29 protein-coding genes and 1 pseudogene are annotated in these 26,623 nt (G+C 73.2%); 14 read left to right on the forward strand and 16 right to left on the reverse strand.

What is annotated here, in order from left to right:
• Positions 1-118: 118 nt before the first annotated feature.
• Both ABD993_RS06790 and ABD993_RS06795 read right to left on the reverse strand, forming a co-directional pair.
• On the reverse strand, positions 119-964 hold the full coding sequence (locus ABD993_RS06790; protein ID WP_345413826.1) for a carbon-nitrogen hydrolase family protein: 846 nt from the start codon (positions 962-964) through the stop codon (positions 119-121).
• A 10-nt stretch (positions 965-974) separates the two neighbouring features.
• Entirely contained in the window at positions 975-2,354 is a 1,380-nt protein-coding gene (locus ABD993_RS06795; protein ID WP_345413828.1) for an MSMEG_0569 family flavin-dependent oxidoreductase, read from the reverse strand.
• A 496-nt stretch (positions 2,355-2,850) separates the two neighbouring features.
• Here ABD993_RS06795 and ectA point away from each other — a divergent pair, with 496 nt between their 5' ends.
• From ectA to thpD, 4 genes are all read left to right on the forward strand, one after another.
• Complete coding sequence (gene ectA, locus ABD993_RS06800) at positions 2,851-3,369, forward strand: diaminobutyrate acetyltransferase (RefSeq protein WP_345413830.1); 519 nt, start codon at positions 2,851-2,853, stop codon at positions 3,367-3,369.
• Between the two features lie 7 nt (positions 3,370-3,376).
• Positions 3,377-4,633: a diaminobutyrate--2-oxoglutarate transaminase gene (gene ectB / locus ABD993_RS06805; RefSeq protein ID WP_345413831.1), complete on the forward strand. Its 1,257-nt coding sequence runs from the start codon at positions 3,377-3,379 to the stop codon at positions 4,631-4,633.
• Position 4,634: 1 nt separating this feature from the next.
• Positions 4,635-5,045 carry an ectoine synthase gene (locus tag ABD993_RS06810; protein ID WP_345413833.1) on the forward strand — a complete coding sequence of 137 codons (411 nt, stop codon included), beginning with the start codon at positions 4,635-4,637 and terminating at the stop codon, positions 5,043-5,045.
• An 87-nt stretch (positions 5,046-5,132) separates the two neighbouring features.
• On the forward strand, positions 5,133-6,047 hold the full coding sequence (gene thpD / locus ABD993_RS06815; RefSeq protein WP_345413835.1) for an ectoine hydroxylase: 915 nt from the start codon (positions 5,133-5,135) through the stop codon (positions 6,045-6,047).
• Here thpD and ABD993_RS06820 read toward each other — a convergent pair.
• Positions 6,044-6,805 carry an SGNH/GDSL hydrolase family protein gene (locus tag ABD993_RS06820; RefSeq protein ID WP_345413837.1) on the reverse strand — a complete coding sequence of 254 codons (762 nt, stop codon included), beginning with the start codon at positions 6,803-6,805 and terminating at the stop codon, positions 6,044-6,046. The two genes, thpD and ABD993_RS06820, sit on opposite strands and share 4 nt — an antisense overlap.
• Before the next feature lie 136 nt (positions 6,806-6,941).
• Between ABD993_RS06820 and ABD993_RS06825 the strand changes: the two genes are divergently transcribed.
• Positions 6,942-7,655 carry a DUF3159 domain-containing protein gene (locus ABD993_RS06825; RefSeq protein WP_345413838.1) on the forward strand — a complete coding sequence of 238 codons (714 nt, stop codon included), beginning with the start codon at positions 6,942-6,944 and terminating at the stop codon, positions 7,653-7,655.
• 99 nt (positions 7,656-7,754) lie between these two features.
• Positions 7,755-8,822 (forward strand): hypothetical protein, encoded by a 1,068-nt coding sequence (locus ABD993_RS06830; protein ID WP_345413840.1) that lies wholly within the window; start codon positions 7,755-7,757, stop codon positions 8,820-8,822.
• An 18-nt stretch (positions 8,823-8,840) separates the two neighbouring features.
• Here the strand turns inward: ABD993_RS06830 and ABD993_RS06835 are convergent, their stop codons facing one another.
• Positions 8,841-9,596: an SDR family oxidoreductase gene (locus ABD993_RS06835; protein WP_345413841.1), complete on the reverse strand. Its 756-nt coding sequence runs from the start codon at positions 9,594-9,596 to the stop codon at positions 8,841-8,843.
• 85 nt (positions 9,597-9,681) lie between these two features.
• On the opposite strand from ABD993_RS06835, the gene ABD993_RS06840 reads away from it, so the two are divergent.
• Entirely contained in the window at positions 9,682-10,149 is a 468-nt protein-coding gene (locus tag ABD993_RS06840; RefSeq protein WP_345414001.1) for an RrF2 family transcriptional regulator, read from the forward strand.
• Here the strand turns inward: ABD993_RS06840 and thiE are convergent, their stop codons facing one another.
• Complete coding sequence (gene thiE / locus ABD993_RS06845; protein WP_345413843.1) at positions 10,150-10,812, reverse strand: thiamine phosphate synthase; 663 nt, start codon at positions 10,810-10,812, stop codon at positions 10,150-10,152. It lies immediately after the preceding gene.
• A 156-nt stretch (positions 10,813-10,968) separates the two neighbouring features.
• Here thiE and thiO point away from each other — a divergent pair, with 156 nt between their 5' ends.
• The 5 genes from thiO to ABD993_RS06870 all read left to right on the forward strand — a co-directional run bounded on the left by thiO (position 10,969) and on the right by ABD993_RS06870 (position 14,617).
• Positions 10,969-12,021 carry a glycine oxidase ThiO gene (thiO, locus tag ABD993_RS06850; protein ID WP_345413845.1) on the forward strand — a complete coding sequence of 351 codons (1,053 nt, stop codon included), beginning with the start codon at positions 10,969-10,971 and terminating at the stop codon, positions 12,019-12,021.
• Positions 12,018-12,218 (forward strand): sulfur carrier protein ThiS, encoded by a 201-nt coding sequence (gene thiS / locus ABD993_RS06855; protein ID WP_345413847.1) that lies wholly within the window; start codon positions 12,018-12,020, stop codon positions 12,216-12,218. The genes thiO and thiS overlap by 4 nt, the downstream gene beginning before the upstream one ends.
• 2 nt (positions 12,219-12,220) lie before the next feature.
• Positions 12,221-12,976 (forward strand): thiazole synthase, encoded by a 756-nt coding sequence (gene thiG, locus ABD993_RS06860; RefSeq protein WP_345413849.1) that lies wholly within the window; start codon positions 12,221-12,223, stop codon positions 12,974-12,976.
• A gap of 170 nt (positions 12,977-13,146) precedes the next feature.
• Complete coding sequence (locus ABD993_RS06865; RefSeq protein ID WP_345414003.1) at positions 13,147-13,668, forward strand: gamma carbonic anhydrase family protein; 522 nt, start codon at positions 13,147-13,149, stop codon at positions 13,666-13,668.
• A 97-nt stretch (positions 13,669-13,765) separates the two neighbouring features.
• Complete coding sequence (locus ABD993_RS06870) at positions 13,766-14,617, forward strand: Gmad2 immunoglobulin-like domain-containing protein (protein ID WP_345413851.1); 852 nt, start codon at positions 13,766-13,768, stop codon at positions 14,615-14,617.
• On the opposite strand, the gene ABD993_RS06875 is transcribed toward ABD993_RS06870, so the two are convergent.
• The 7 genes from ABD993_RS06875 to ABD993_RS06905 all read right to left on the reverse strand — a co-directional run bounded on the left by ABD993_RS06875 (position 14,618) and on the right by ABD993_RS06905 (position 22,155).
• Positions 14,618-15,211, reverse strand: coding sequence for a hypothetical protein (locus ABD993_RS06875; RefSeq protein WP_345413853.1), 594 nt, complete (start codon positions 15,209-15,211; stop codon positions 14,618-14,620).
• A 130-nt stretch (positions 15,212-15,341) separates the two neighbouring features.
• Positions 15,342-16,085: a MadR family response regulator transcription factor gene (locus ABD993_RS06880; RefSeq protein ID WP_345413855.1), complete on the reverse strand. Its 744-nt coding sequence runs from the start codon at positions 16,083-16,085 to the stop codon at positions 15,342-15,344.
• Positions 16,082-17,440 (reverse strand): MadS family sensor histidine kinase, encoded by a 1,359-nt coding sequence (locus ABD993_RS06885; RefSeq protein ID WP_345413857.1) that lies wholly within the window; start codon positions 17,438-17,440, stop codon positions 16,082-16,084. The genes ABD993_RS06880 and ABD993_RS06885 overlap by 4 nt, the downstream gene beginning before the upstream one ends.
• Positions 17,437-18,723, reverse strand: a complete 1,287-nt coding sequence (locus ABD993_RS06890) for an iron-containing alcohol dehydrogenase (RefSeq protein ID WP_345413859.1) — start codon at positions 18,721-18,723, stop codon at positions 17,437-17,439. The genes ABD993_RS06885 and ABD993_RS06890 overlap by 4 nt, the downstream gene beginning before the upstream one ends.
• A gap of 228 nt (positions 18,724-18,951) precedes the next feature.
• Complete coding sequence (locus ABD993_RS06895) at positions 18,952-20,064, reverse strand: XdhC family protein (protein WP_345413860.1); 1,113 nt, start codon at positions 20,062-20,064, stop codon at positions 18,952-18,954.
• Positions 20,065-20,076: 12 nt separating this feature from the next.
• Positions 20,077-21,249 (reverse strand): vWA domain-containing protein, encoded by a 1,173-nt coding sequence (locus ABD993_RS06900; protein WP_345413862.1) that lies wholly within the window; start codon positions 21,247-21,249, stop codon positions 20,077-20,079.
• A complete protein-coding gene (locus ABD993_RS06905; protein WP_425568906.1) occupies positions 21,250-22,155 on the reverse strand; it encodes an AAA family ATPase in 906 nt (301 codons plus the stop codon).
• Positions 22,156-22,660: 505 nt separating this feature from the next.
• Between ABD993_RS06905 and ABD993_RS06910 the strand changes: the two genes are divergently transcribed.
• The gene (locus ABD993_RS06910) at positions 22,661-23,215 is read left to right on the forward strand and encodes a LysM peptidoglycan-binding domain-containing protein (RefSeq protein ID WP_345413866.1); all 555 of its coding nucleotides are present in this window, start codon (positions 22,661-22,663) and stop codon (positions 23,213-23,215) included.
• A gap of 54 nt (positions 23,216-23,269) precedes the next feature.
• Here ABD993_RS06910 and ABD993_RS36635 read toward each other — a convergent pair.
• Positions 23,270-24,165, reverse strand: a pseudogene (locus tag ABD993_RS36635) (molybdenum cofactor biosynthesis protein MoaE).
• Complete coding sequence (moaC, locus tag ABD993_RS06925) at positions 24,158-24,643, reverse strand: cyclic pyranopterin monophosphate synthase MoaC (protein ID WP_345413872.1); 486 nt, start codon at positions 24,641-24,643, stop codon at positions 24,158-24,160. The pseudogene ABD993_RS36635 and the gene moaC overlap by 8 nt, the downstream one beginning before the upstream one ends.
• Positions 24,644-25,055: 412 nt before the next feature.
• Between moaC and ABD993_RS06930 the strand changes: the two genes are divergently transcribed.
• Positions 25,056-25,664 carry a LysM peptidoglycan-binding domain-containing protein gene (locus tag ABD993_RS06930; RefSeq protein ID WP_345413874.1) on the forward strand — a complete coding sequence of 203 codons (609 nt, stop codon included), beginning with the start codon at positions 25,056-25,058 and terminating at the stop codon, positions 25,662-25,664.
• A gap of 46 nt (positions 25,665-25,710) precedes the next feature.
• Here ABD993_RS06930 and ABD993_RS06935 read toward each other — a convergent pair whose 3' ends face one another.
• Both ABD993_RS06935 and ABD993_RS06940 read right to left on the reverse strand, forming a co-directional pair.
• Positions 25,711-26,277, reverse strand: coding sequence for a nucleotidyltransferase family protein (locus ABD993_RS06935; protein ID WP_345413876.1), 567 nt, complete (start codon positions 26,275-26,277; stop codon positions 25,711-25,713).
• A 2-nt stretch (positions 26,278-26,279) separates the two neighbouring features.
• Entirely contained in the window at positions 26,280-26,459 is a 180-nt protein-coding gene (locus ABD993_RS06940; RefSeq protein WP_345413878.1) for a hypothetical protein, read from the reverse strand.
• Between the last annotated feature and the right edge of the window lie 164 nt (positions 26,460-26,623).

Here is a 26,623-nt window from a genome sequence, read left to right on the forward strand (position 1 = left end):
AAGACCTTGGTGCCGCCGTAGATCGACGAACCCTCGGGCAGGGACGGGTGGGCGATCTCGGAGAGCGACTGCTTCTCGAGATCGGTCAGGTCGGCCATCTTCTTTCCTTCTCCTTGGTTCAGACCGGCAGGAGTGCCGGTCGGGTGAGGGCGCCGTACAGGTCGGGGCGGCGGTCGCGCAGGTTGCCCATGCCCGCGCGATGGGCGTCGATGTCCGCCCGCAGGTCGAAGTCGGCCGTCACGAGGCCTTCGGCATAGCCGGTCGCGGCCACGATCTCGCCGCCGGGATCGACGATCTTGGCGTTCGCCACGAAGTCCAGGGACCCGAAGGAGCCGGACTGGTTGGCGGCCACCCAGACCACCTGGTTCTCCAGTGCTCGGGCGCGGTCGAACAGGTCGAACCGGCGCGCCCACCGGTCCCGCAGCGGGTCCGGGTGCCGGTTGGTGGCGCTGAGCGGCCACGCCGACATCGAGACGATCACCCGTGCGCCGTCGAGCGCCAGTGCGCGGGCGGCCTCGGGGAAGCCCTTGTCCCAGCAGATCTGCATGCCGATCCGACCGACGGGGGTGTCGAAGGCCTCGAACCGGTCGCCGGAGGCGTAGGTCGCGCCCTCCCGCAGCGGCTGGTGGACCTTCCGGTAGGTGCCGAGCACACCGTCCCCGGTCACGCAGACCGCGGCGTTGTACCGGTGGCCGTCCGTGCCCTGCTCGCAGAACCCGGCGGTGACGACGAGGTCGCCTGCCAGAGTGGCCAGCCTGCGGATCTCCGGTCCGTCGACCGAGAAGGCGGGCGGCGGGGTGGCCGATCCGCCCAGATCGGAGACGTAGCCGCCCAGGGCGGCCTCGGGCAGCGCGAGCAGCTCGGCGCCGCGCTGCTTCGCCTCGTCGATCAGAGCGGCGATCCGGTGGAAGCCCGCCTCCAGGTCCCGGTCGAACGGGGCCGCGGCGGTCGCGATCCTGGTCATGGTGTCCTCCTCAGCTGGCCGACCGGGGGGCGACCCAGTCGTCGTCGGACGGGAAGGTGCTGGACGGGGTGCCCGCGAGCCAGTGCAGGCCGTCCGCGACGGTGCCCCGGCGGGTCTCGGTGATGCGGTCGACGAGGTACTCCGCGTCCGCCGCGACGCCGGAGAAGCGCCCGGAGCCCCAGGTGTACTGCCACGGCAGCCCGACGAAGTAGAGGCCGGGCTGGCTCGTGACGCCGCGCTCGTGGGTGGGGTAGCCGCGGCCGTCGAAGATCGGCAGCTCGATCCAGCGGTCGTCTCGGCCGTAGCCGGTCGCCCAGATCACCGCGACGACGTCCTCGGCGGCGACGGTCTCCGCGGCGTCCCGCTCCGGCGCCCAGACCGGGGCGCGACGCTCCTCGACGGGCGCGTCGATCCCGTTGGCCTCGATGTAGGCGTCGATGGAGTCCTTGATGCCCTCGGCGACGGCGTCCGCCCCGTCGAGGTTGGCCCGCAGCTCCGGTCCGAAGTGGAGTGCACCGTCGTCCCCGATCCGGTGCAGCCTGCCGTGCAGCCGCATGCCCTCCAGGGCGAACCTGCGCAGGTCGATGTCCCGCCCGCCGTCCCGCCCGGTGACGTAGTGGTTCGTCTTGTGCCGCACCGCTTCCGCGTCGGCGAACGCGTCGATGCCCTTGGTGTAGGTGCCCATGTCCGACAGCCAGGCGACGCAGTCGCGGCCGCGGTAGAACCGGGCGACGCGAGGGGCGGTTCCGGTGGCGAGGTGCACGGTCCGGCCCGCGAGGTGCAGGTCCTCGGCGATCTGGCAGCCGGACTGGCCGGTGCCCACGACCAGGACCGCGCCCTCCGGCAGCTGCTCGGCGTTGCGGTACTGCGAGGAGTGCAGCTGCACGACGGAGTCCGGCAGGCGCTCGGCCATCCGCGGGGTGCGCGGGACCTGGTACGGCCCGGTCGCCACGACGACCTGGTCGGCGGTCAGGGTGCCGCGGTCGGTGTCGAGCTGGAAGGTGCCGCCTGCCCGGGCACGCAGCGAGGTGGCGCGCACGCCCTCCACCAGCGGCGGGTCGAAGGAGGCGACGAACTTCTCCAGGTACTCGGTGATCTCCTCGCGGACCATGAACCCGTCCGGGTCCGGTCCGTCGTAGGCGAAGCCGGGCAGCGCGCACTGCCAGTTCGGCGTGACCAGGCAGAAGGAGTCCCAGCGACGGTCCGCCCACTCGTGCCCGGCGGTCTTCGACTCGAGGACCAGGTGGTCGATGCCGCGGTCGGCGAGCACGCGGCTGACCGACAGGCCCGCCTGGCCGCCGCCGACGACGACGACCGAGCGGTGGGCGCCGTCGAGTTCGGCGCGGACGGGATCGGGGACGGAACGCAGGTGGTGTGCTTCCGGGGACATGGTCTTGTCAGCTCCTGGGAACTCCGGGGGTGGATGTTCGAGCCGGACCGTGCTGGGCTCGATCACTAGTTCACGGGGCTTCGATTGCCGGCGTGTGTCATCCGGAACGCTTCTGTGTTTCATGATCGGACCGATGTTGCGCACAGGTGAATCGGGCGGGCGAGAGCCCAGCGGGGCCGCGGACTCCCCGTTCGGCCGGACGCCCGTCGCCGAGGGTCGGCACGCCGCGTGTCGGGGTCGGAGGACCCGACGGCGTGGCGAGGGTCATGCTCCGTGACAACCTGTCGCCGTCGGTGACGATGCGTGCCGGACTCCGCCGACGTGTGGCCTCCGCAATTCGGTGGTACACCTGGGGAAACGGCCGGGCTGCGCCGGATGCCCGGGTCGGCGCGGGTTAAACGGCATCGTGAGACGGATCACGAAAGATCCACTCGAAATGTTGTCGACAATGGTGGATACCTGCGATCACGCAATATGCCTGTTACGTTCGATGGCCATGACGGCAGCTACCGCAGAGGTCACCGCAGAACCCGTGCTCTCCGTGGGTGCCCCGTCGCCGCAGGACGGCCTCGCGATGTGGCGGCTGGCAGCCGAGACCGGGGTGCTGGACGTCAACTCCCGCTACTCCTACCTGATCTGGTGCCGCGACTTCGCCGCGACCTCCGTGGTCGCCCGGCTGGACGACCAGGTGGTCGGCTTCATCACCGGCTACCGCAGGCCCGAGGCGCCGGACACGCTCCTCGTCTGGCAGGTGGCCGTGGGCGAGGCCGCCCGCGGGCGCGGAGTCGCCGGACGGATGCTCGACACGCTCTGGTCGCAGGTCACCGACATCGCGTTCATGGAGACCACGGTGACCCCGGACAACGAGGCCTCCATCGCGATGTTCACCGCGTTCGCCCGCCGGAACTCCACCGCGATCCACCGGTCGGATCTGTTCCCCGGCGAGCTGCTCGGCGACGGACATGAGCCCGAGAACCTGTATCGCATCGGCCCGATCCCGAACGAAGGACGCTGAGTAGAGAATGACCATCTTCGAGGACGTCGAATCCGAGGTCCGCTCCTATTGCCGCAACTGGCCCGTCGTCTTCGACACGGCGAAGGGCGCGGAACTGTGGGACGTCGACGGCAACCGCTACCTCGACTTCTTCGCGGGTGCCGGGGCGTTGAACTACGGCCACAATCCCGAGCCGCTCAAGAAGAAGCTGATCGAGTACCTGACCCGGGACGGCATCACGCACGGCCTGGACATGTACACGACGGCCAAGGGCGAGTTCCTCGACACGTTCCGGGACAAGATCCTGGCGCCGCGGAACCTGGACTACAAGGTCCAGTTCCCCGGTCCGACCGGCGCCAACGCCGTCGAGTCCGCGCTGAAGCTCGCGCGGAAGATCACCGGCAAGGAGGCGATGGTCAACTTCACCAACGCCTTCCACGGCATGACCCTCGGCGCGCTGTCGGTCACCGGGAACTCGATGAAGCGCGGCGGTGCAGGCATCCCGCTGGTGCACTCCACGCCGATGCCGTTCGACAACTACTTCGACGGCAAGGTCCCGGACTTCCTGTGGTTCGAGCGGGTGCTGAGCGACTCCGGCTCGTCGCTGAACGACCCGGCCGCCGTGATCGTGGAGACCGTGCAGGGCGAGGGCGGCATCAACCCGGCCCGAATCGAGTGGCTGCAGGGCCTCGCCGACCTGTGCAAGCGGCACGACATCCTGCTGATCGTCGATGACGTCCAGATGGGCGTCGGTCGGACCGGTCCGTTCTTCTCCTTCGAGACCGCGGGCATCGAGCCGGACATCGTCACCATCTCCAAGTCCATCTCCGGCTACGGGCTGCCCATGGCGCTCGTGCTGATCAAGCCGGAGCACGACGTCTGGGGCCCGGGTGAGCACAACGGCACCTTCCGCGGGCACAACCCGGCGTTCGTGACCGGCACCGAGGCCATCCATCGGTTCTGGAGCGACGACACCCTCGAGAGGGACGTCATCCGCAAGGGGGAGCGCGTCGAGGAGGCGTTCAACCGGATCGTCGCGGACACCACCACGACCGAGCTGACGGCCAAGGGCCGCGGGCTCGCGCGCGGGCTGCAGTTCGCCCACCACGAGCAGGCGGCCAAGGTGTGTAGCGCGGCCTTCGAGCGGGGACTGCTGATGGAGACCTCCGGTCCGGACAGCGAGGTCATGAAGATCCTCGCCCCCCTGACCATCACCGACGACGAACTCGACGAGGGGCTGGCCGTCGTCGCCGAGTGCGTCAAGACCGTCACGTCTGGAGCTTGAGTTGCAGGTCCGCAGGATCGACGACGTCACGAACACCAGGAACCACGTCGACACTCCCGGCTGGTACTCCCGCCGGATCGTCACCGCGCACGACCGCGTGGGCTTCTCGGTCGGCGAGACCGTGCTGCGCGCGGGCTCGGTGAACGACTTCTGGTACGCCAACCACGTCGAGGCCGTCTACATCGTCTCGGGCGAGGGCGAGCTGTACGACAAGGTCAACGACACGACGTACGAGCTGGCCCCGGGCACGATGTACCTGCTCGACGGCCACGAGAAGCACCAGGTGCGGCCGAAGACCGACATCACCTGCGTGTGCGTGTTCAACCCGCCGGTCGTCGGTACCGAGGTGCACGACGAGAACGGGGTCTACCCGCTGCTGGAGCTCCCCCCGGAGCCCGCCGGGCAGGCCTGACGCCCGCACCACCGCCGGGTCCCCACGGGGGTCCGGCGGTGGAGCGCTGTACCACCGCACTTCCGCCTACCGACGAGAGGAGCAGGCATGACCGCCCCCAGCAGCAGCCACACCAGCACCACCCACGACCGGTACTACACCCGGGTGTCCTCCCGGCCGGCGCTGATCGAGCGCGTCGAGCCGACCGTCTGGGGCAGCGAGTCCGGTGCGGGGATGTACGGGGCGCAGGAACTGCACGGGCACTCCGTCCGCGGCTTCAGCCAGGTGCCCGGGCTGCTCAACCCGGACGAGGTCGCGGGCTACGCGGCCGAGCTGGACCGGCTGGCGCACGACCCGCTCGTCCGGCAGGACGACCGCTGCATCGTCGAGAAGAAGTCGAACGAGGTCCGGTCCATCTTCGAGGTCCACAAGATCTCCGACGCCGTCGCCCGGCTCGTCCGGGACGAGCGCGTCGTCGGCCGGGCGCGGCAGATCCTGGGCGGGGACGTCTACGTCCACCAGAGCCGGATCAACTACAAGCCGGGCTTCGGCGGCGGCGGGTTCTACTGGCACTCGGACTTCGAGACCTGGCACGCCGAGGACGGGATGCCCACCCCCCGCGCGGTGAGCTGCTCGATCTCGCTGACCGAGAACTTCGAGTACAACGGCTGTCTGATGATCATGCCGGGGTCGCACCGGACCTTCGTGTCCTGCGTCGGCGAGACGCCGGAGGACAACTACCGGTCCTCGCTCAAGGAGCAGGAGATCGGCACCCCGGACGAGGACAGCCTGACCGCGCTGGCCAACCGGCACGGCATCGCGATGCTCACCGGCAAGGCGGGCTCGGCGACGTTCTTCGACTCCAACTGCATGCACGGTTCCGGGGACAACATCACCCCGTACCCGCGGTCGAACATCTTCATCGTGTTCAACAGTGTGGAGAACGCCTGCGTGGAGCCGTACTACGCGCCCAAGCGGCGCCCCGAGTACATCGGCGCGCGGGACTTCACCCCCGTGCGCTAGAACTCCGTGAGCTTGGGGCGCTTGGGCAGGTAGCCGTCCCCGGTGTGGCCGCCGCGGAGGCGCTTGCGGGCGTAGGGCAGGACGTGCTCGCGGACCCACCTGAGGTCCTCGGCCTGCCGGGCGCGCCAGTCGGGGGCCTCGGCGGCGGGCCACGGCGTGCGCCAGTCGCCCGGCACCGGCTCGCCCAGCACCTCCAGGGCGCGCAGGGCCACGCGCTCGTGGGCCTCGGGTGTGAGGTGGAGGCGGTCGCTCGCCCAGGCGCGCGGGTCGGCCAGCACGTCCATGCCCCACAGGTCCACGACCCGGCAGCCGTACCGGTCCGCGATCGCGCGCAGGTTCTCGTTGTACGTGGCGACCCGGCCGCGCAGCCTGCGCAGCAGCATGTGCATGCGGCGCAGGTCGAAGCCGGTGAACATGATGATGTCCGCGCCGGTGGCCTTGAGCCGGGCGGTCGCGGCGTCCACCCGTTGGGCCAGGTCGTCCGGGTCCGAGGTGATGCCGATGATGTCGTTGCCGCCCGCGCAGAAGGAGACCAGGTCCGGGCGCATGTCCTCGGCCACCGGCACCTGGTCGGCGACGATCTGGTCCAGCAGCTTTCCGCGCACCGCGAGGTTGGCGTAGGTGAAGCCGGGACGGCCCGCGGCCAGGCGCTCGGCGAGCCGGTCCGCCCAGCCACGTGGTGAGCCGTCGTCCCAGAGGTCGTCCAGGCCCTCGGTGAAGCTGTCGCCGATGGCGACGAAGCTGTTCCACCTGTTCATGACCGTCCTCCTTCGCGGACTCGTTGCCGGGCGTCCACCACCCCGTCATCTACTGATCGGTTCAGGATCACCCATCCGTTAGCGGTTGCGCCAGACGCGTGGTGATCTCCACGGACTGATAGGGCACCCTAAGGGGGTGTCAGACGGACCCCACGACCCCGATGCGCGCGACTCGCTGCGGGAGATCCTCGGCGGGCGGCGCGGCGCGCTGGACGCATCCGTGCCGGTCGTCGCGTTCGTGCTGGTCTGGTTGCCGGCCGGGCAGCTGCAGTGGTGGTCGCCGGTCGGGATCGCGGCGGGCGCGGCGATCCTGGCGGGTGTCGGCGTGGCTGTGTGGCGGCTCACACAGGGCCGCAGGCCCCGCGCGGTGCTGTTCGGCCTGCTGGGGGTCACGGTCGCGGCGCTGGTCGCGCTGTACACGGGACGGGCCGAGGACTTCTTCCTCGTGCAGATCTTCTCGAACGCGGCGAGCGCGCTGGTCTGGGCGATCTCGATCGTGATCCGCTGGCCGCTGCTCGGGGTCATCGTCGGCGCCGCGCTGGGGCAGCGGACGCGGTGGCGCCGCGATCCGGACCTCATGCGGGGCTACCAGCGGGCGAGCTGGGTCTGGGTGGCGCAGTACGTGGTGCGGGTGGCGGTGTTCGTGCCGCTCTACCAGGCGGAGTGGGTGTTCGCGCTCGGCGCGGCACGGGTCGCGTTCAGCCCGGCGCTGGTCGCGCTGTCCGTCGTGCTGTCCTGGCCCGCCCTGCGCTCGGCGCTGCCCGCGGACCATCCGGGGATCCGGCACCCCCGGGTGCCCGCGGCGCCGGCCGGAGGCCCTACCGTGGACGGTTCCCCCACGAACGGGTGAGCCCTCTCACGTCCGGTGATCATCGGGTGCGTTCCCATGATCGACCACGTTCATACGGAGGAGAGAGTCACCCGCGCCCCGCATGATGTGAACGGAGTCATGGCCCAGAACCCCCGCCCGCCGTACCGCCCGTCGTCGACCCCCGGGTCCGTGCCTCCCCAGGCCGGTCCGCCCCGCTCCGGAGCCGCGCAGCGGCCGGGTGGTGGTCAGGGCGGCTCGCACGCCCCCCGGTCGGCCGGAGCGGGCCCGGGCGGCACCGGGCCCGCCCGCCGCACGACCGGCGTCGAGCGGCCCGGCGGGTCGGTCCTGCCGCGGCGACCCCTCGGGGACGTGAGCGACCCGAGGCGGGTGACCGGCGGGACGTCGACGGGCGCGGCCCGCCCCACGGTCGCGACGACCGTCGCCGAGGCGGAGAAGAAGGAGAAGAAGGACCTCACGATCAACAAGGTCCTCGCCGGTGCGGGCGCCGCGGCGACGTCGGCCGTGTTCGGCTCCTACTTCGGGGCCGCGGGCACCGTGGCCGGGGCGGCGCTGGGGTCGGTCGTGACGACCCTGGCAGCCACGATGTACCAGCGCTCGCTGGACCGCACCCGGGAGATCGCGCTGCAGAAGGTGCGGCTGCCCGGCCGGGGCGACACCCGGGTCCTCGCCGAGCCGGTCGACCCGCTGGCCACGATCCCGCTGCAGCGGGGGAGCACGGGCTCGCCGATGCTCGCGCCGGTCCTGCCCAGCGCACCCAAGCGGGCCCGACTGACGCGCAAGCGCGTCGTCGTCGCCCTGGTGAGCACGGTCGCGGCCTTCCTGATCGGGCTGCTGGCGATCACCGGGGTGGAGTGGATCAAGGGGTCGCCGATCTCCGGGGGCGAGTCCGGGACGTCGGTCAGCCGGGTCGTGACCGGCGGTTCCGCGGCCCCGGACGGCGAGACCACGGGGACGACCGAGTCCGTCAGCCCGACGACCACGAAACGGGCTCCCGAGTCCACGGACGGGTCCACCGAGAGCACCGGCGGTGCGTCCCCGACCACGAGCCCCGCCCCGACGAGCTCCACCACACCGACGACCACCAGTCGGGCCCCCGGCAGCGCGGGGCAGGACGGCACGGGGCAGAGCGGGGCGATCCAGGGTGGCGGTGGCTCCGCGGCCGGTGGGGCCGCGAGCACGGGCTGACGCCGGGTCGGGGCCCGGTCAGACGCGGGCGGCCTGCGCGCTCAGCCAGGTCGCGAAGTCGGTGGCCCCGATCCGGGCCTCGCCCCGCGGGACCAGGGCGTCGCGCTCCAGGGTGGCGCCGAAGTAGCCCGTGGCGGGGTCCTCGTCCACGGGCCGACCATCGCCGAGCGCGGCGAGGGCGGGCCGCACGAACCGGGCGAAGGGCGCGCGCTCCGGACCCGCCAGGTCCAGGACGCCACCGCGCGGCGGGGCGGTCGCGACGTCCGCGAGCGCGGCGGACACATCCCGCGCGGCGACGGGCTGCAGGTCGGCGGTCGGCAGCACGATCCGGTCGCCGACCGCCGAGCCCTGCGCGATCATGCCCAGGAACTCGAAGAACTGCGTGGCGCGCACGATGGAGAACGGCACCCCCGACCCCCGCACCAGCTCCTCCTGCGCGGCCTTCGCCGCGAGGTAGCCGCTGTCCGGCAGCAGGTCGGTCCCCACGATCGAGAGCACGACGTGGTGGCGCACCCCGGCCGCCCGTTCCGCGGCGAGCAGCGTGCGGGTCGAGGCGGTGAAGAACTCCAGGATCGCGGCGGGCTCGAACTCCATCCGGTTCGTCACGTCCACCACCACGTCCGCCCCGGCCAGCGCCTCGGCCACGCCTTCCCCGGTCAGCGTGTCCACCCCCGTCGACGGAGAGGCGGGCACGGCCTCGTGGTCGGCTTCCCGCAGCGCCTCGACCAGCGCCGACCCGATCAGTCCCGTCCCGCCCGCGACGACGATCCGCATGACCACTCCCTCAACTCGGATAACTTGTGTCCGAGAATGTACTCGGACACAAGGTGTCCGAGTCAAGTAGGCTGGCCGGGTGAAGATGTCCGGCGGGGTCGAATGGGGCCTGCACTGCTGCGTGGTGCTGAGCGGGTCCGGGGAGCCGGTGCCCGCGGCCAGGCTCGCCGAGTTCCACGACGTCTCGGCCACCTACCTGGCCAAACAGCTCCAGGCCTTGTCCCGGGCGGGGCTCGTACGCTCCACGCAGGGACAGGCCGGGGGCTACGCGCTGACCCGCCCGGCGGCGGAGATCAGCGTGCTGGAGGTCGTCGAGGCGATCGACGGGGCGGACCCGGCGTTCCGGTGCACCGAGGTGCGGCAGCGGGGCCCGCTCGCGGCGGCTCCGGAGGCGTGCACACGACCCTGTGGGATCGCGGCGGTGATGGGGGCCGCGGACCGGGCCTGGCGCGAGTCACTGCGCGCCGTGACCATCGCCGACCTGGCCGCGGACGTCACGCGCACCGTCGGCGTCGACACACTGCCACGGGCACGCGCCTGGCTGACGCGGTGATCAGACGAGCCTGGCGCGGAGGGATTCCGCCGCCGACCTCGGGTCCTCGGCCTCGGTGATCGCGCGCACCACCACGATCCGGGTCGCGCCTGCGGCCAGGACCTCGTCCAGGTTGCCCTCGTCGATGCCGCCGATGGCGAACCAGGGGCGGGCCGGGACGCGGTCGGCCACGGTCCGGACCAGGTCGAGGCCGGGGGCGGGGCGGCCGGGCTTGGTCGGGGTGGGCCAGCAGGGGCCGACGCAGAAGTAGTCGATCCCCGGCTCGTCGGCGGCGCTCAGGGTCTCGGTGGCGGAGTGCGAGGACCGGCCGAGCACGACGTCGTCGCCCACGATCCGGCGGGCCCACTCGACGGGCAGGTCGTCCTGGCCGAGGTGCAGGACGTCCGCGCCCGCGGCGAGCGCGACGTCCGCCCGGTCGTTGACGGCGAGCAGCCGGTCGTGGCGGGCGCAGGCGTCCGCGAGCACCTCCAGGGCGGCGAGCTCCTGCTTCGCCTCCAGCGGCTCGGCGCCCTTGTCCCGCAGCTGGATCACGTCGACACCGCCCGCCAGGGCGGCGTCGGCGAACTCGGCGAGGTCGCCGGTGTCCCGCCGGGCGCCGGTGCAGAGGTAGAGCCGGGCGTCGGCGAGGCGGGTCAGCACGGTCTCGCGGTCGAGTCGGGGCACGGGGGACGAGCCTAGTGACGCGCGGGCGGCGCCGGCGGAGGAGCGTAGGCTGCGGGACGGAAGGCACGGGAGTCCGCGAGCGAGCGGGCTGAGAGGGGACTGGCCGGTCCCGACCGTCGAACCTGATCCGGGTCATGCCGGCGCAGGGAGGAGATCGTGGAGGAAGTCGTCGTCGCCGGGGGCGGCGTCATCGGGCTCTCCTGTGCCTGGCGGGCCGCGCAGGCGGGTCACCGGGTGACGCTGTGGGACCCGGCGCCCACCGCGGGCTCGTCCTGGGTCGCGGGCGGCATGCTCGCGCCGGTCACCGAGGCGTGGCCGGGTGAGGAGGCGCTGCTCGAGCTGGGGCTGGAGTCGGTCGCGCGCTGGCCGGACTTCGCCGCCGAGCTCGCCGCCGCGGGCCGGGACCCGGGGCTGCAGACGGCGGGCACCGTCGTCGCGGCGACCGGGACGGGGGACCGCGCGGAGCTGGACGCCCTGGCGGACCACCTGGCGCGGCTGGGTCGGTCGGTGGACCGGCTCACCGGCCGTGAGCTGCGCAGGCTCGAACCCGCCCTCGGCCCGGACGTCCGCGGTGGCCTCTCGGTGCCCGCCGACCTCTCCGTGGACAACCGCACCCTGCTGGACGCCCTGCGGGTCGCCGCCGAGAAGGCGGGTGTCGTGGTGGAGGACCGCGCCTACGCAGGCGAGCCCGCCGAGACACTGCTGATCTGCGCCGGAGCGCACTCCGCAGCGTTGCACCCGGCGCTGGCGGGCCTGGTCCGGCCGGTCAAGGGTGAGATCCTGCGGCTCGCGCACCGGCGCGGCGCCTTCCCGGTGCCCGGCCGCACGATCCGCGCGCTGGTCGACGGGCGGCCGGTCTACCTCGTGCCGCGGCCGGACGGGCTGGTCGTCGGCGCCACGCAGTCCGAACAGGGCTTCGACACCGAACCGACCGTCGGCGGGGTCCGGGACCTGCTGCGGGACGCGGAGCGGATCGTGCCCGGGATCGCCGAGTACGGGCTGACCGAGGTGGCGGCGGGCCTTCGGCCGGGTAGCCCCGACAACGTGCCGCTGATCGGGCGGCTGGACGAACGGACGATCGTCGCGACGGGCCACAGCCGCAACGGCATCCTGCTGGCTCCGCTGACCGCGGAGCTGGTCGTCGGTGCGCTGCGCGGGGAACCGGTGCCCGCCGCCGTCGAGCCCGGCCGATTCGGGAGGACGACATGACGATCCGGATCAACGGCACCGCCCACTCGGTCGAGCCGGGGGCCACGGTGGCGGACGCGCTCGCGGCGATCGACGCCCCCGCCCGCGGTGTGGCGGTGGCGGTCGACGGCGCGGTCGTGCGCCGCGGGAGCTGGGCCACGCACGTGCTGAGCGAGGGCGCCGAGGTCGAGGTGCTGACCGCGGTGCAGGGAGGATGATCATGGGCGAGCTCGTCGTCGGGGGCCGCAAGATCGGGAGCCGGCTGATCACCGGGACCGGCGGGGCGGCCAACCTGGAGGTGCTGGAGCGGGCGCTGGTCGCGTCCGGCACCACGCTGACCACCGTGGCGATGCGCCGGATCGACGCGGTGACGGGCACCGGCGTGCTCGACCTGCTGCGGCGGCTCGGGATCGAGGCGCTGCCCAACACGGCGGGCTGTCGCACCGCGGCCGAGGCGGTGCTCACCGCCGAGCTCGCCCGCGAGGCGCTGGAGACGGACCTGCTCAAGCTGGAGGTCGTCGCGGACGAGCGGACCCTCCTGCCGGACCCCATCGAGCTGCTGGACGCCGCGGAGCAGCTCGTCGACGCCGGGTTCACGGTGCTGCCCTACACCAACGACGACCCCGTGCTCGCCCGCAAGCTGGAGGCGGTCGGGTGCGCGGCGGTCATGCCGCTGGGGTCGCCGATCGGGACCGGGCTGGGTATCCGCAACCCGCACAACATCGAGATGATCGTGGCCGAGGCGGGGGTGCCGGTCGTGCTCGACGCGGGCATCGGCACGGCCTCCGAGGCCGCCCGGGCCATGGAGCTGGGCTGCGACGCGGTCCTGCTGGCCACCGCCGTCACCCGCGCCGCGGACCCGGAGCTGATGGCGACGGCGATGCGGCTGGCGGTGGAGGCGGGCTACGCCGCCCGCCACGCGGGCCGCATCCCGAAGCGCTTCTGGGCCCAGGCCAGCAGCCCCACCACCGACTGAGACACCCCACCCTCCGCGAACGGGACCGCCGCCACCCGGAGAGGCCCCACGGACCGTGAGTGAGACCCCGCGGCCTGCGAGTCGGACTCGCGGGCGGTGGTGTCTCACTCGTGGGAGGGGGCTTGATCGTGGGGTGGGGCGGGGGAGTCGTGGGGATGAGAGGGTGGGGTGTGCCGATGTTCGCGTTCGAGGGTGTCTCGCCCACCGTCCATCCCACCGCCTTCGTGGCGCCGACCGCGACCCTGGTCGGGGACGTGCGGATCGAGGAGGGCGCGTCGGTCTGGTACAACGCCGTGCTCCGGGCGGACTTCGGACCCATCGTCGTGCGGGCGGGGGCGAACGTGCAGGACGGCTGCGTGCTCCACGGCGGGGACGATCCCGTCACCGAGATCGGCGCGGGCGCCACGATCGGCCACCTCTGCGTGGTCCACGGCTGCGTGATCGGGCCCGAGTGCGTGATCGGCAACGGCGCCACGATCCAGGACGGCGCCCGGATCGGGGCCCGCAGCCTGGTCGGCGCGGGCGCCACGGTCCCGCCGAACAAGGTGATCCCCGAGGGCACGCTCGTCCTGGGGCTCGCGGGATCGGCCAAGGGCCCGCTGACGGCCGAGGCCGAGTGGTGGGTGCGCAACAACCCGGGGACCTACCGCGAGCTCGCCCAGCGTCATGCGCGCACGATCACCGAGGTCTGACGCTCCGTAGCGATCGCGTCACCCGACCGTGGAGTCTCGGCTGGGGTGGCGGCGCGGCGTGACCGGCGTGTCCGTCACCGTCGGACATGCTGGGGCCATGTGGGGTCGGAGCAGGTGGGCGTTCCTGGCCGTCGGCGCGTTCCTGCTGGCCGGGTGCGCGGGCACCGGGGACGCCCGGGACCGCATCACCCCCGCCCCCACGGCGCCGACGACCGTCCCCGCCGATCCCGCGAAGGGCGCCGTCCCCGTGTGGTTCGTCGGCGGGACGCCGGCGGGAGACCGGCTGTTCCGCGAGGTCAGGGCCCTGCGTGACGGCGGCCCGGACGGGGAGCCGCCCGATCACGTCGGCACCGCGGTGACCGCCGTCCTCGAGGGCCGCACGGACGATCCGGACCATCGCACCGACTGGCCGGAGGGCGTCCGGCTGCGCAGCCCCGTCACGCACGGGAACGGGGTGCTGACCGTGGACCTGGCGGTCGCCGGACCGCTGCCCGGGCCCGCCGGTCTGGCCCTGCAGCAGCTCGTCTACACCGTGCAGTCGGCGGCGGGCAGCACCGATCCGGTGCGGGTGTTGGTCGGTGGGGAGCCTGCGTCGAGCCTGCTCGGCGAGCCCGTCGACGCGCCGCTCACCGCCGCGGACCCCTACCGGGTCCGCGCGCTGGTGGAGATCGACGACCCGGTCGACGGCGTGCGGGTCGCGAGCCCGGTCGTGCTGAGCGGGGAGGCCGCCGTGGTCGAGGCCACGCTGCTGTGGGAGGTCCGCGACGACGCGCGCGAGGTCGTCCGGGCGGGGGTCACGAGCACCACCGAGGGACAGACCTTCGCGCCCTTCCGGCTGGAGATCCCGCTCCCGCCCGGCGACTACACCGTGGTCGTGTCCGAGGACGACCCGTCCGGCGGCGCGGGCCGCCCCCCGATGTCCGACTCGGTGCGCCTGTCCGTGCGCTGATCAGCGCCGCAGCGACCGCAGCCCCAGCGCCCTCAGCTCGACGTCCGCCAGCGCGGCGACGGCGTCCGGGTCGCCCGCGCGCCACAGCGCGGCCGGATCGGTGCCGGAGACCGGCAGCCGCCGCGTGACGAGGGCGCGCAGCGCGAGCAGGTCCCCGCCTGCGGCGCGGGCGGCGACCGCGTGGGTCGCGGCGCGGGCGAAGCGGACCCGCAGCGGCAGCCAGACCGTCAGCACGGGGAGCAGCCCGATCAGGGCGACCAGCAACCCGGCGCCCACCGCGACCCCGCCGACGGTGTCGACGAGCTGCTGCCCGGCCGTGACCAGCGAGCGCCCCGCGTCGGAGCCGGGGGCGAAGGCCTGGGAGAGCTGGTCGCCGACCAGGGGCACGTTCCCGACCCCGCGCGCCGCCCCGTCGAAGGCGCCGGACACCGAGTCGCCCGCCTGGACGAGGGTGCGGCCGGGGGCCTGCAGGGTCAGGAGCAGGTCGTGAGTGGTGGTGGCGAGCTGGATCCAGCCGACGGTCCAGGCCACGGCCAGGAGGTCCGACAGGGCCTGCAGGCCGAACCGACCGGGCCGCTCCGCATACACGCGCATGGGGCGGGTTCCTACCAGCTCCCGACCGCCGGAGATGTCCGACTCGCGTGGCGGGAGTGGGGGACTCGCGGAGCAGGGCGGCCCGCGAGCGGACCGGCACCGCGCACCACCCGCTCCACCGGAGTCACGGTCAGAGGAGACCGAGCTTGGTCGCGGCGTAGACGGCCTCGGCGCGGCGGCTGACCATGAGCTTGCGCATCAGGTTGCCCACGTGGAACTTCACCGTGGTCTCGGAGATGAACAGCTCGGCGCCGATGGCGCGGTTGGACAGGCCGCGGGCGAGCAGGCGCAGGACGTCCAGCTCGCGCTCGGTGAGCCGCTCCCGGTCCGGCACCCCGCCCGAGAGCGAGCGGACCATGGCGCTGGCACTGCGGGCGTCGAACGCGGACTCGCCGCGGGAGACCGCCCGGATCGCCCGCACCAGCTCGGTGGTGTCCACGTCCTTCACCACGTACCCGCGCGCCCCGGCCTGCACGGCCTCGACGACGAGCCGGTCCTCGGCGAACGTCGTGAGCACCAGCACGCCGATGCCCGGGTGGGCGGCGCACAGGGCGCGGCAGACGTCCAACCCGTCCGTCTGCGGGCCGGAGGTCAGCTTGAGGTCCAGCAGCACGACGTGGGGGCGGGTCGCGGCGACCGCCGCGACGGCGTCCTTCGGGTTCCCGGCCTCCCCGACGACGTGCAGGTCCTCCTCGCGCTCCAGCACCGCGCGCAGCCCCTGGCGCATGATCGAGTGGTCGTCGACCAGCACGATCCGCACCGGCCGGACCGCGCGCGGCGGCGTGCCGCCCGGTCCACCGCGCACCGCGGGCCGCGGGGACGACCGGACCGCCTCCCGCAGCCGCGCCGCCTCCGCCGTCGAGACCGTCCTCATCGAGCCACCGCCTTCCCGCTCACGGGCACGTCCACCTGGACGGCCAGCCCGCCCATCCGGGCCCGGCGGAACTGCACCGTCCCGCCCATCTCCGCGGCCCTGGTCTGCATGTTCACCAGGCCGCGGTGCTCCCCCGACGGGGTCAGCGCCGAGGCCTTGAGGCTGCGCCGGATCTCCTCGGGGCGGCCGCGGCCGTCGTCGGACACGGTGAGCCGCACCGCGTCCGGCCGGTAGGCCAGCCGGATGGACGCCCGCGAGGCGTCCGCGTGCATCGCCGTGTTGAACAGCGCCTCGCCCGCGATCCGGAACAGCGACTGCTCCTGCTCGGGCTCCAGCGGCACCGGCTCGCCGCCGATCCGGACGTCGATGCGCAGCTCGTCCGGCATGTGCACGGTGGTGAGCTGGCGCAGCATCGCGGGCAGGTCCCGGTCGGCGCTCTCGTGGTGGCTCAGCGCGTAGATCGCCGAGCGCAGCTGCTCCACCGCGCGCTTGGTCAGGTCCTTGGCCGTGTCGAGGTGCCCCAGCAGCTTCGGGTCGGACACCTCGCCGCGCACGAGCTCGATGTGCATCCCCGCCGAGAGCGCGTACTGGGTGACCGAGTCGTGCAGCTCGCGGGCGATCCGGTGCCGTTCGCCGTCGAGCACCTCGCGCTGCCGCGCCGCTCCCAGCTGTTCCTGGGTGGACTGGAGCTCGGCGTTGCGCGCCTTGAGGTCCTCCGCCTGACGCGCGGTGCGCGCGTACAGCTTCTCCGACCGTTCCAGCAGCGCGCAGTTCTGCAGGGCCGAGGCCGTCTGGCCTGCGAGGATCCGCATCACCGACTGGTCGGTGTCGTCGACCTCCCGCTCCCGCGGGGTCCAGGCGACGAACCCGCCGACGGTGCGACCGTCCAGCCGCACGGGGACGTGCAGGTGCCGCCGCGCGGACTCGCGGTCGTGCTCGGGATGGTCCGCGCCGCGGCGCACCGCCTCCACGTGGGCGCGGACGCCCGCGGGGACGAGGTCCAGGTTCGACCACTCGACGCCGTCCGGGCCGAGTACGAGATGGCGCGGGCGGGCGTCCGCCAACCGGCCGTCGACCAGCGCGAACGCCACCCAGTCCGCGGAGAGGTGGTCGGCCGCGGCGTCGACGACGGCCCGTACCAGCGCCTCCGAGCCCTCCATCGTGCGGATGAGCGCCGCCGAGATCCGCTCCAGCGCGAGGATCACCCGGCGCAGCCGCACGGCCGAGACCCGGTACTCGGGGTAGAAGGACGGCTTGCCGGACCGCAGGCCCGTCAGCGCGTCGAGATCCGGGCCCGGCCACGACCTCCCGGACGGCGCCTCGGTGCGCTTGGGCGGCCAGGCGGCACCGGTCACAGTGCGGCCCGGAACAGCGCCTCGACCTGGTCGACGTCCGCGGGCCGCGGGTTGGTGGTCAGGCACGCGTCGCCGAGGGTCAGCACGGCGAGCCGCGGGATGTCCGCCTCGCTGACGCCCATCGCGCCCAGCCCGCCGGGCACCCCGACCTCGTCCCCGAGCTTGCGGATCTCCGCGGCGACCATGTCGACCGCCTCGTCGCCCGGCACGCCGTGCCCGGCGAGGCCCATGGCCTGGGCGATCGGCACGAACCGCTCCGGGGTGGTGGCGCCGTTGAACCGCACGACGTGCGGCAGCAGCACCCCGTTGATCACCCCGTGCGGCAGGTCGAGCATGCCGCCGACCTGGTGGCTCATGGCGTGCGTGGCGCCGAGGATCGCGTTGGTGAAGGCGAGCCCGGCCTCCAGCGCGGCCTGGGCCATCGCCTGCCGTGCCCGGCGGTCGTCCGGCTTGACCATCGTGTGCGCCAGGTTGGCGTTGACCAGCGAGACGGCCTGCAGCGCGTGGTGGTCGGTCAGCGGCCCGTGGGCCAGCGACACGAACGCCTCGATGCCGTGGGTCAGCGCGTCCAGCCCGGTGGCCGCGTTGAGCCACTCCGGCATGGTGACCAGCAGCCGCGGGTCGATGACCGAGACGTCCGGGACCAGCGCCCGGCCCATGATCGTGATCTTGGTGTGGCGCCGGGTGTCGGTGACGATGCAGAACTGCGAGACGTCCGCCCCGGTCCCGCTCGTGGACGGCATCATGATCAGCGGCGGGATCGGGTTGGCGATCCGGTCGATGCCCTCGTAGTCGAGGATCCGGCCGCCGTTGCTGGCCAGCAGGGCCACACCCTTGGCCGCGTCGATCACCGAGCCGCCGCCCAGCCCCATCACGACGTCGCAGCCCGAGGCCACGTACTCGTGGTAGCCGGCCTCGATCTCGTGGTCCTTCGGGTTCGGCGTGACGTCCGTCCACAGCCGGGGGGCGAGACCCGCCGCCCGCAGGTCCGCCAGCAGCTCGTTCGGCCATCCCGCCTCGAACACCCCGGGATCGGTGACGACGAACGGGCGCCTGCCGCCGAGCCGCGCCGCGGCGTGCGCGGCCTCCCGCAGCGAGTCCGGGCCGAAGACGATCTCCGGGGCGTGGAACTTGGAGACCCGGGGGTTGCCCGACGGCGGCGGCGCGCCACAGCCGCCACCGGTGGTGACGGTGAGGTCGGGTTCGCGGTCGAACTCGTCGACCAGCACGGTGTCCCCCGCCCGACGACAGGCGTCCACTCCGGGTCCGTCGATGAGAGCCACGTCGCCCCCCGCCACCTCGTTCACGACTGTGTGAGCCAGGCTACGCGGGCCGCGGCGATCCGCCCGTGGGTCGAACGGCAGGACGAGGCCTCCGGACGGCATCACCAGCGTCCTCGGTGCATGCGGACCTCCCCGTCGAGTGGGCTCGACGCTAGAGGACCGACACCCGCCCGCGGACCGCCCCGTCGGACGGGCCGACCTGTCCGAACGGCCAGGCCCGGCGCACGGTCAGGTGTGGATGGGGCCCTCCCGCTCGGCGAGCCGGGTGCCCGCCCCGCCCCAGTGCTGCGCGATCATCTCGGCGGCGATCGACACCGCCGTCTCCTCCGGGGTGCGGGCGCCGAGGTCCAGCCCGATGGGGCTGGACATGCGGGCGATCTCGGCCTCGGTGAGACCGCGCTCGCGCAGCCGCTCGAGACGGTCCTCGTGGGTGCGCCGCGAGCCCATCGCGCCGATGTAGGCCACCTCCGGAAGCCGCAGGGCCACCTCGAGCAGCGGGACGTCGAACTTCGGGTCGTGGGTGAGCACGGTCAGCACCGTGCGCCCGTCGATCCGGCCCTCCGCCGCCTCCTTCTCCAGGTAGCGGTGCGGCCACTCGACGACGACCTCGTTCGCGCCGGGGAAGCGGCTGGCCGTGGCGAAGACCGGACGGGCGTCGCAGACGGTGACCCGGAAGCCCAGGAAGTTGCCCATCTTCGCGACGGCGGCGGCGAAGTCGATCGCGCCGAACACGATCATGCGGGGCGGCGGGGCGAAGGACTCGACGAACACCATCAGGCCCTCGCCGCGGCGCTGTCCGTCCACGCCGTAGGTGATCGTGGCATTGCGCCCGGAGGCGAGCAGGCCGCGGGCGTCGTCCCCGACGGCGTCGTCCAGCCGCGCCGAGCCGGTGCCGCCCTCGACCCGGTCCTCCCAGACGATCAGCCGCTTGCCGAGCCGGTCCGCGGGCCCGGAGACGACCGTCGCGACGGCGACCGGGGTCTCCTCCCGGATGGCCTCGGCGATCCGGCCGAACTCGGGATAGGCCTCGGGGGAGACCTCCTCGACATAGACGTCCAGGATGCCGCCGCAGGTCAGCCCGACGGCGAACGCGTCGTCGTCCGACACGCCGTAGCGCTGCAGGACGGGCCGCTTCTCGGTCAGGATCTCCTGGCCGAGCTCGTAGACCGCACCCTCGACGCAGCCGCCGGACACGCTGCCGACGGCCTCACCGGCGGGCCCGACGAGCATCGACGCACCGGGCTGCCGGGGCGCGGACCGGAAGGTGGCCACCACCGTGGCCAGCGCGGCCCGGTCCCCGTTCTTCCACCAGCCCTCGAGCTGGTCGACCACATCACGCATCGGGAACCTCCATCATGCCGCCCGCACGACGTCGAGCAGGCGTTCCAACGTCTCCAGGCTGTGCCCGGCGAGCAGATGGTCCAAGTAGGGAAGCACGGCGACTATTCCCCCCTGCACCGGGGCGTAACCGTCCTTGCCCGCGTGCGGGTTGACCCAGACGACCTTGTGGGCCAGCCGGGCGAGCCTGCCCACCTGGGTGCCGAGCAGGTCGGTGTCGCCGCGCTCCCAGCCGTCGGAGAAGATCACGACGATCGCCCGCCGCGCCGCCCCGCGCCTGCCCCAGCGGTCGACGAAGGCGCCGATGACCTCGCCGAGCCGGGTGCCGCCCGACCAGTCCGGGATGGCCTCGCTCGCCTCGCTCAGGGCCCGCTCGGGGTCGCGCTGGCGCAGCTCGCGGGTGACCCGGGTGAGCCGGGTGCCGAGGGTGAACGCCTCGGTGCTGCGCGGCGAGCGCCGCACCACGACGTGGGCGAAGCGGAGCAGGGCGTCCGCGTAGGGCTCCATGGAGCCGGAGACGTCCAGCAGCAGCACGACCTTGCGCGGACGGCGGGTGGCGTCCCGGCGCAGCAGGGTGCCGATCTCGCCGTGGTTGCGCAGGGCCGCGCGCAGGGTGCGGCCGGGATCGGGGGCGCCGTGCCGGGACGGCCCGCGGCGGCGCGAGGGCCGGGTGGGCGGCTCGGGGCGCAGCAGGGCCAGCAGCCTGCGCAGGTGCTCGCGCTCCAGCGGGGAGAGCTCGCCGAGGTCCCGGTGGCGCAGCACCTCGGTGCCGGTGGCCGTGGCCCGGACGATGTCCTCGTCCTGCTCCTCCTCGTCGTCCTCGGCCGCGCCGCCCTGGCGGGCGGGCAGCAGCGAGGTCAGCCGCGGCGGCGGGGCCTGCGGCGCGCTCGGGGGCGAGGTCGACGGGCCCTGGGCCGGGTCGAACCAGGCCTCGAACGCGGCGTCGTAGCGGCGGATGTCGTCCGGATCACTGCAGAGTGTGAGACGACCTGCCCAATAGGTGAGCTTCCGGTCCGTCACGTCCAGCGTGTCGAGCGCCTCGGTGAACGCGGCGACCCGGTCGGTGGTCATCGGGACGCCCGCGGCGCGCAGCGCGGCGGTGAACCCGACGAGCCCCGGGAAGGGGTCGGGATCGCGGACGAGGGTCTCGGCCGGGGGCGGCAGGCCCGGGGGGAGGGGCGAGGGCATCTAGCTGGCCAGCAGCGACTCGAGGCGGTCCCGGACGCGGTCGGCGTCCTCCCGGTACTTGAGCACGGCGCCGAGGGTCCGGGCGGCGCTGTCGACGTCCAGGCTGCGCGCGCCCACCAGCTGCAGCGCCCGCGCCCAGTCCAACGACTCCGCGACCCCGGGCGGCTTGATCAGGTCGGTCTGCCGCAGCCGGTGCGCGGCCTGCGCCACCTGGGCGGCGAGCCGCTCCGGCACCCCGGGCAGCCTGCTGCGCAGGATCTCGATCTCCCGCGCGACGTCCGGGTGGTCCAGCCACAGGTAGAGGCAGCGGCGCTTGAGGGCGTCGTGCACCTCGCGGGTGCGGTTGGAGGTGAGCACGACGATCGGCGGCGTGACGGCCTTGATCTCGCCGATCTCCGGGATGGTCACCGCGTGCTCGGACAGAACCTCCAGCAGGAAGGCCTCGAACTCGTCGTCCGCGCGGTCGATCTCGTCCACGAGCAGCACCGACGGGCTGGTGCGCAGGGCCCGCAGGATGGGCCTGGCCAGCAGGAACCGGTCGTCGTAGAGGGAGGCCTCCACCGCGTCCGCGTCGAAGGTGCCCTGCGCCGCGGCCTCCAACGTGCGCAGGTGCAGCAGCTGGCGGGGGAAGTCCCAGTCGTAGAGGGCCTGGGAGGCGTCGATGCCCTCGTGGCACTGCAGCCGGATCAGCTCGGCGCCCAGTACCTGCGCGAGGGCCTGGGCGAGCGCGGTCTTGCCGGTGCCCGGCTCGCCCTCGCAGAACAGCGGGCGGTCCATGGCCAGCGCGAGGTAGGCGGCGGTGGCCAGACCGTCGTCCGCGAGGTACCCGGTGGCCCGGAGCGCGTCGGCGAGGGCGGTCGGGGAGTCGAAGGAGACGGGAGTGCTCACATCACCAGAATGGACCATCGCCGCCGGCGCAGCCAGTCGCGGCCGGACGGTCGAACATCACGCTGGGCCATTCGGTGGTCACGGAGCGTCGCAAGAATCTTGTGAGCGACCCGACAATATTTCCGGATCGGTTCCATTCATCGGGCCGTGATACTTCCGTGATCTCAATGGGCTGACCTGCGGATATCTAGATATCGGCCGGGTCTCGGTATCGTTACCGTGACGGACGTCACCAATGATCGGTTTGACCGGAGCCCTTGTTCGAAACGTAGCGTCCTCGTTCGGCTGTTCCACCGGAACGGCTTCACTGCATCCGGAACCGTCGTGCAGGCGCCCCCGTCGCGCGGTTTCCGGTCCGTCGAGAGAAAAGGAAGGCGGCGGGGCGAGGAAGTATTTCCGGAACGGAAATGTCGCGATCTGTGAATGACACGGATGTGGGCATACGAGCACTCCCCATGGCTCACCGACCGGTTCCTCGAGCAACGGAGTCCCCACTCCGTCGCGCGATATCTGGAGCTCCACCATGTCGAAGACCGGTCGAAGTCTCGCCCGCATCGCCGTTGCCGGAGCCGTGGTCGCGGGTATCCCGCTGGCCCTCTCGGGCACCGCGAACGCCGCCCCCGTCTCCGCGTGGGATGCCCTCGCGCAGTGCGAGAGCGGTGGCAACTGGGCCATCAACACCGGTAACGGCTACTACGGTGGCCTGCAGTTCAACGCCACGACCTGGCGCGCGTACGGCGGCACGGGCATGGCCCACCAGGCCAGCAAGTCCGAGCAGATCGCCGTCGCCGAGCGGGTGCTGGCCGCGCAGGGCTGGAACGCCTGGCCCTCCTGCTCGCGCAAGGCGGGCGTCCGTGGCAACGCGGCCGACACCGGTGGCGGGGCCTCCGTGGTCCGCGCCTCCGCGCCTGCTCCGGCGGCCGCTCCCGCGGCAGCGGGTGGCAACTACACCGTGAAGGCGGGCGACACCCTCGGCAAGATCGCCGCCGGGAGTGGCAAAACCTGGCAGCAGATCGCCCAGCAGAACGGCCTGGCCAACCCGAACGTGCTGGCGGTCGGTCAGACCCTCCGCGTCTGATGCTCGAGTGGCACGGGCGTCGCGTCGGGGCGCCCGTGCCGCACGGGCGGTACGTCAGGTGGAGTTGACCCACTCGTCCGTGCCGTCGGCGAAGGCCTGGTGCTTCCACACCGGCAGGAGCCTCTTGACCTCCTCCACGAGTTCGGAGCAGGTCGCGAAGGCCTCCTGACGGTGATCGGCGGCCACCGCGCAGGCCAGCGCGACGTCGCCGATGGCCAGGGTGCCGACCCGATGGCTCACCGCGATCGCGCGCACGCCCCGTGCCCGGCGTGCGACGCTCGCGGCGACCTCGGCCACCACGCTCGTCGCGGTGGGGTGCGCGCTGTACTCGAGGCCGCGCACCGACTTGCCGCCGTCGTGGTCGCGGACCACGCCTGCGAACGTGACCACCGCTCCGGCGGCGGGATCGTCCACCAGGCGGGCGTGTTCGGCGACGTCCAGGACGTCCTCGGTCACGAGGGCGCGGAGCACCTTCATGTGTGGTCACCTCCATGGAGCTGGTCGACGGCGTGGTCGAGGATCGGGTCCAGCACGGCCAGCCCGTCCTGCACCCCGCCCGTCGAACCCGGCAGGTTGACGACGAGGGTCCGCCCGGCCACGCCGGTCACCCCGCGGGACAGCACGGCGGTGGGGACCTTCGGGGCCCCGTGGGCCCGGATGGCGTCCGCCAGGCCCGGGACCTCGTAGTCCAGCAGTGCCCGGGTGACCTCGGGGGTGGCGTCGGTCGGTGAGATCCCGGTGCCGCCGGTGGTCACCACGACGTCCACACCGGACTCGACGGCCGCGCGGATCGCCTCGCCGACCGGTTCACCGTCCGGCACCACGGCGGGGTCCTCGGTGTCGTATCCCTTGGCGCGCAACCACTCCGCGATGATCGGGCCGCCGCGGTCCGGGTAGACGCCCTGGGCGGCGCGGTTGGAGGCGGTCACGACGCGCGCCGTCCTACTCATCCGGGCCGTCCTCGTGTCGCTGCCACAGCCCGGTCTTGCCGCCCTCCTTGCGCTCAACGCGCACGGCGTCCAGCGTGGCGGCCGGGTCCACGGCCTTGACCATGTCGTGCAGCGTCAGCCCGGCCACCGCGACGGCGGTGAGGGCCTCCATCTCCACGCCCGTGCGGTCCGTGGTGCGGACGGTCGCGGTGATCCGGACCTCCGCGTCCCCCGGCTCGAGGTCGAGCGTGACGCCGGACAGGGCGATGGGGTGGCAGAGCGGGACGAGGTCCGGCGTGCGCTTGGCGCCCATGATCCCGGCGATCCGGGCCGTGGCGAGCGCGTCGCCCTTCGGCAGCCCGTCCCGCCGCAGCAGGTCGAGCACCTCGGCGGTGGTCCGGAAGACCCCCGTGGCGACCGCGGTGCGGGCACTCGCGGTCTTCTCCGACACGTCCACCATCCGGGCCGCGCCCGCGGCGTCGACATGGGTGAGTTCCACGTCGGGAACCCTACGTCGGGGGTGACGCAGGCCGCGTTCAGGGTCCCCGATCTCTGTGATCTGAATCACAGCACAACAACCATGTCGTTTGCTGATCCGTTCGTATCCGTCCCGTTATACGGGCGCCTGGCCTGCGAGAACGCGATCTACCACAGATCACGGGATGATTGAAGTCGATCTTGGGACACGCTCGGGCCACCGCTTTCGCTCGCCGCGGCTCGGCCGTACCGTCCCCGTCGGCCCGCGGGACTCCCCCATTGCCCGCGAGCCCCGGAACCGCAGCGCGCTCCCTGTCCGGCGGATCCGGTCCCCGAAGCACGAGCGGGACAGGGAACGGAGAGGCGACCACCCATCGCCGCTCATCGGAATACCTCCGGTGGCCTCCGCACGCGCCGCGGGAGAGACACGCGCCATGGCTCCTCATCGTGGAAAGCACCGCAAGCCGTCCACCGCAGGCCGCACGATCGCCCGCACCGCCATCGCCGGTGCGGTCGCCGGTGTCCCGCTGGTGGCCGTCGCGCCGTCGGCGAGCGCCGCCACCGACTCGGCCTGGGACCGGCTCGCCCAGTGCGAGAGCAGCGGGAACTGGGCGATCAACACCGGCAACGGGTTCTCGGGCGGGCTGCAGTTCACCCCGTCGACCTGGCGGGCCTTCGGCGGCGCGGCGTTCGCGCCCGTCCCGCACCAGGCCACCCGGGAGCAGCAGATCGTCGTGGCCGAGAAGGTCCTGGCGGGCCAGGGCTGGGGCGCGTGGCCCAGCTGCTCGAAGAAGATGGGGCTGACCGGCCAGCCGGTGACCCTGCGGGACGCGCCCGCGCCTGCCGCCGCGCCCGTCCAGTCCCCGGCTCGGCAGTACCTGAGCGCGCCCGCGGGCGGCTCCTACACCGTGAAGCCCGGAGACACCCTCGGGAGGATCGCCGCCGCGCACGGCATGGCGAACTGGAAGGACCTGCTGGCGAAGAACCCGGCGCTCGCGGGCAACCCGAACATCATCAAGCCCGGACAGATCCTCACGGTCTGACGGCCTGCGAGGACGGCGCGTCGGGAGTCCCCGGCGCGCCGTTCGACTACCGGTAGCGGGCGAGCTGTTCCGGGGTGTCGACATCCTCCGGGGACGCGACGTCCCCGCACTCGACGAGGACGACCGCCGGGTTGCCCTTCAGATACCCCCTGGCGCCGGCGTCACCTCGGGCCCGGGCCGCGACCGCGGGCCAGTGCTCACGGCCCAGCAGGACGGGATGAGCGGGCACGCCGTCGTAGGCCGCGCGGGCGAGCACGGTGGGGGAGCTGTGCGCCGCCAGCCGCGCGACGGCCTCGGAGGTCACCCCCGGCAGGTCGACCAGATGCACCACGACGGCGTCCGCCCCGGGATCCGGCCCGGCCAGCCCGGCCCGCAGCGAGGCGCCCATGCCCTCGGCCCAGTCCCGCGCCACGACGATCCGGGCCAGGCCGCCGACGAGCGGGGCGACCCGGTCGGCCTCCGCGCCCAGCACGACGGTCAGCGGCTCGCAGCCGCCCTCCGCGAGTACGCGGAGGGCCCGGCGGACGAGTGGCTCGCCGCCGAGCTCCACGAGGGCCTTCGGCCCGCCCATCCGGCGCCCGGCGCCGGCCGCGAGCAGCAGGCCTGCGGTCACCGCTACTTGTTGATCTCGGTGACGGGGTGCTCGTAGGGCACCTCGTCCAGCGGGAACTCGACGTCCCCGAACGGCGACATGTTCCCCTGCACCGTGCCGAGGAGCTCGGTGAGCGGGTGCTCGCCCTCGGGCAGCTCCGGCCACGCAGGGTCGATACGGCCGGCCTTGAGCGGCTTCGCCACGGCTGTCCTCCACAGTGTCGTGTTCTCGGGCGCCCCCAGTATCCCTGATGCGGACCCGGACCGTGTCCCGCGGATGGCCGCGACCTCCCACCCGTGCGGACCGCCCGCCGACGACGGGGATCACCCGGGCCGGGACCGCAGGTCCGCGGAACACGGCCTACCGT

Source organism: Pseudonocardia xishanensis, assembly GCF_039541715.1.
Lineage (GTDB): Bacteria > Actinomycetota > Actinomycetes > Mycobacteriales > Pseudonocardiaceae > Pseudonocardia > Pseudonocardia xishanensis.

What these genes read in the sequence shown, in the direction of transcription:
- ABD993_RS06790 (WP_345413826.1), bottom strand. Translation starts at nt 964, where the DNA reads ATGACCAGGATCGCGACCGCCGCGGCCCCGTTCGACCGGGACCTGGAG.
- ABD993_RS06795 (WP_345413828.1), bottom strand. Translation starts at nt 2,354, where the DNA reads ATGTCCCCGGAAGCACACCACCTGCGTTCCGTCCCCGATCCCGTCCGC.
- ectA (WP_345413830.1), top strand. Translation starts at nt 2,851, where the DNA reads ATGACGGCAGCTACCGCAGAGGTCACCGCAGAACCCGTGCTCTCCGTG.
- ectB (WP_345413831.1), top strand. Translation starts at nt 3,377, where the DNA reads ATGACCATCTTCGAGGACGTCGAATCCGAGGTCCGCTCCTATTGCCGC.
- thpD (WP_345413835.1), top strand. Translation starts at nt 5,133, where the DNA reads ATGACCGCCCCCAGCAGCAGCCACACCAGCACCACCCACGACCGGTAC.
- ABD993_RS06820 (WP_345413837.1), bottom strand. Translation starts at nt 6,805, where the DNA reads ATGAACAGGTGGAACAGCTTCGTCGCCATCGGCGACAGCTTCACCGAG.
- ABD993_RS06830 (WP_345413840.1), top strand. Translation starts at nt 7,755, where the DNA reads ATGGCCCAGAACCCCCGCCCGCCGTACCGCCCGTCGTCGACCCCCGGG.
- ABD993_RS06835 (WP_345413841.1), bottom strand. Translation starts at nt 9,596, where the DNA reads ATGCGGATCGTCGTCGCGGGCGGGACGGGACTGATCGGGTCGGCGCTG.
- ABD993_RS06840 (WP_345414001.1), top strand. Translation starts at nt 9,682, where the DNA reads ATGTCCGGCGGGGTCGAATGGGGCCTGCACTGCTGCGTGGTGCTGAGC.
- thiS (WP_345413847.1), top strand. Translation starts at nt 12,018, where the DNA reads ATGACGATCCGGATCAACGGCACCGCCCACTCGGTCGAGCCGGGGGCC.
- thiG (WP_345413849.1), top strand. Translation starts at nt 12,221, where the DNA reads ATGGGCGAGCTCGTCGTCGGGGGCCGCAAGATCGGGAGCCGGCTGATC.
- ABD993_RS06870 (WP_345413851.1), top strand. Translation starts at nt 13,766, where the DNA reads ATGTGGGGTCGGAGCAGGTGGGCGTTCCTGGCCGTCGGCGCGTTCCTG.
- ABD993_RS06875 (WP_345413853.1), bottom strand. Translation starts at nt 15,211, where the DNA reads ATGCGCGTGTATGCGGAGCGGCCCGGTCGGTTCGGCCTGCAGGCCCTG.
- ABD993_RS06880 (WP_345413855.1), bottom strand. Translation starts at nt 16,085, where the DNA reads ATGAGGACGGTCTCGACGGCGGAGGCGGCGCGGCTGCGGGAGGCGGTC.
- ABD993_RS06895 (WP_345413860.1), bottom strand. Translation starts at nt 20,064, where the DNA reads ATGCGTGATGTGGTCGACCAGCTCGAGGGCTGGTGGAAGAACGGGGAC.
- ABD993_RS06900 (WP_345413862.1), bottom strand. Translation starts at nt 21,249, where the DNA reads ATGCCCTCGCCCCTCCCCCCGGGCCTGCCGCCCCCGGCCGAGACCCTC.
- ABD993_RS06905 (WP_425568906.1), bottom strand. Translation starts at nt 22,155, where the DNA reads ATGGTCCATTCTGGTGATGTGAGCACTCCCGTCTCCTTCGACTCCCCG.
- ABD993_RS06910 (WP_345413866.1), top strand. Translation starts at nt 22,661, where the DNA reads ATGTCGAAGACCGGTCGAAGTCTCGCCCGCATCGCCGTTGCCGGAGCC.
- ABD993_RS06930 (WP_345413874.1), top strand. Translation starts at nt 25,056, where the DNA reads ATGGCTCCTCATCGTGGAAAGCACCGCAAGCCGTCCACCGCAGGCCGC.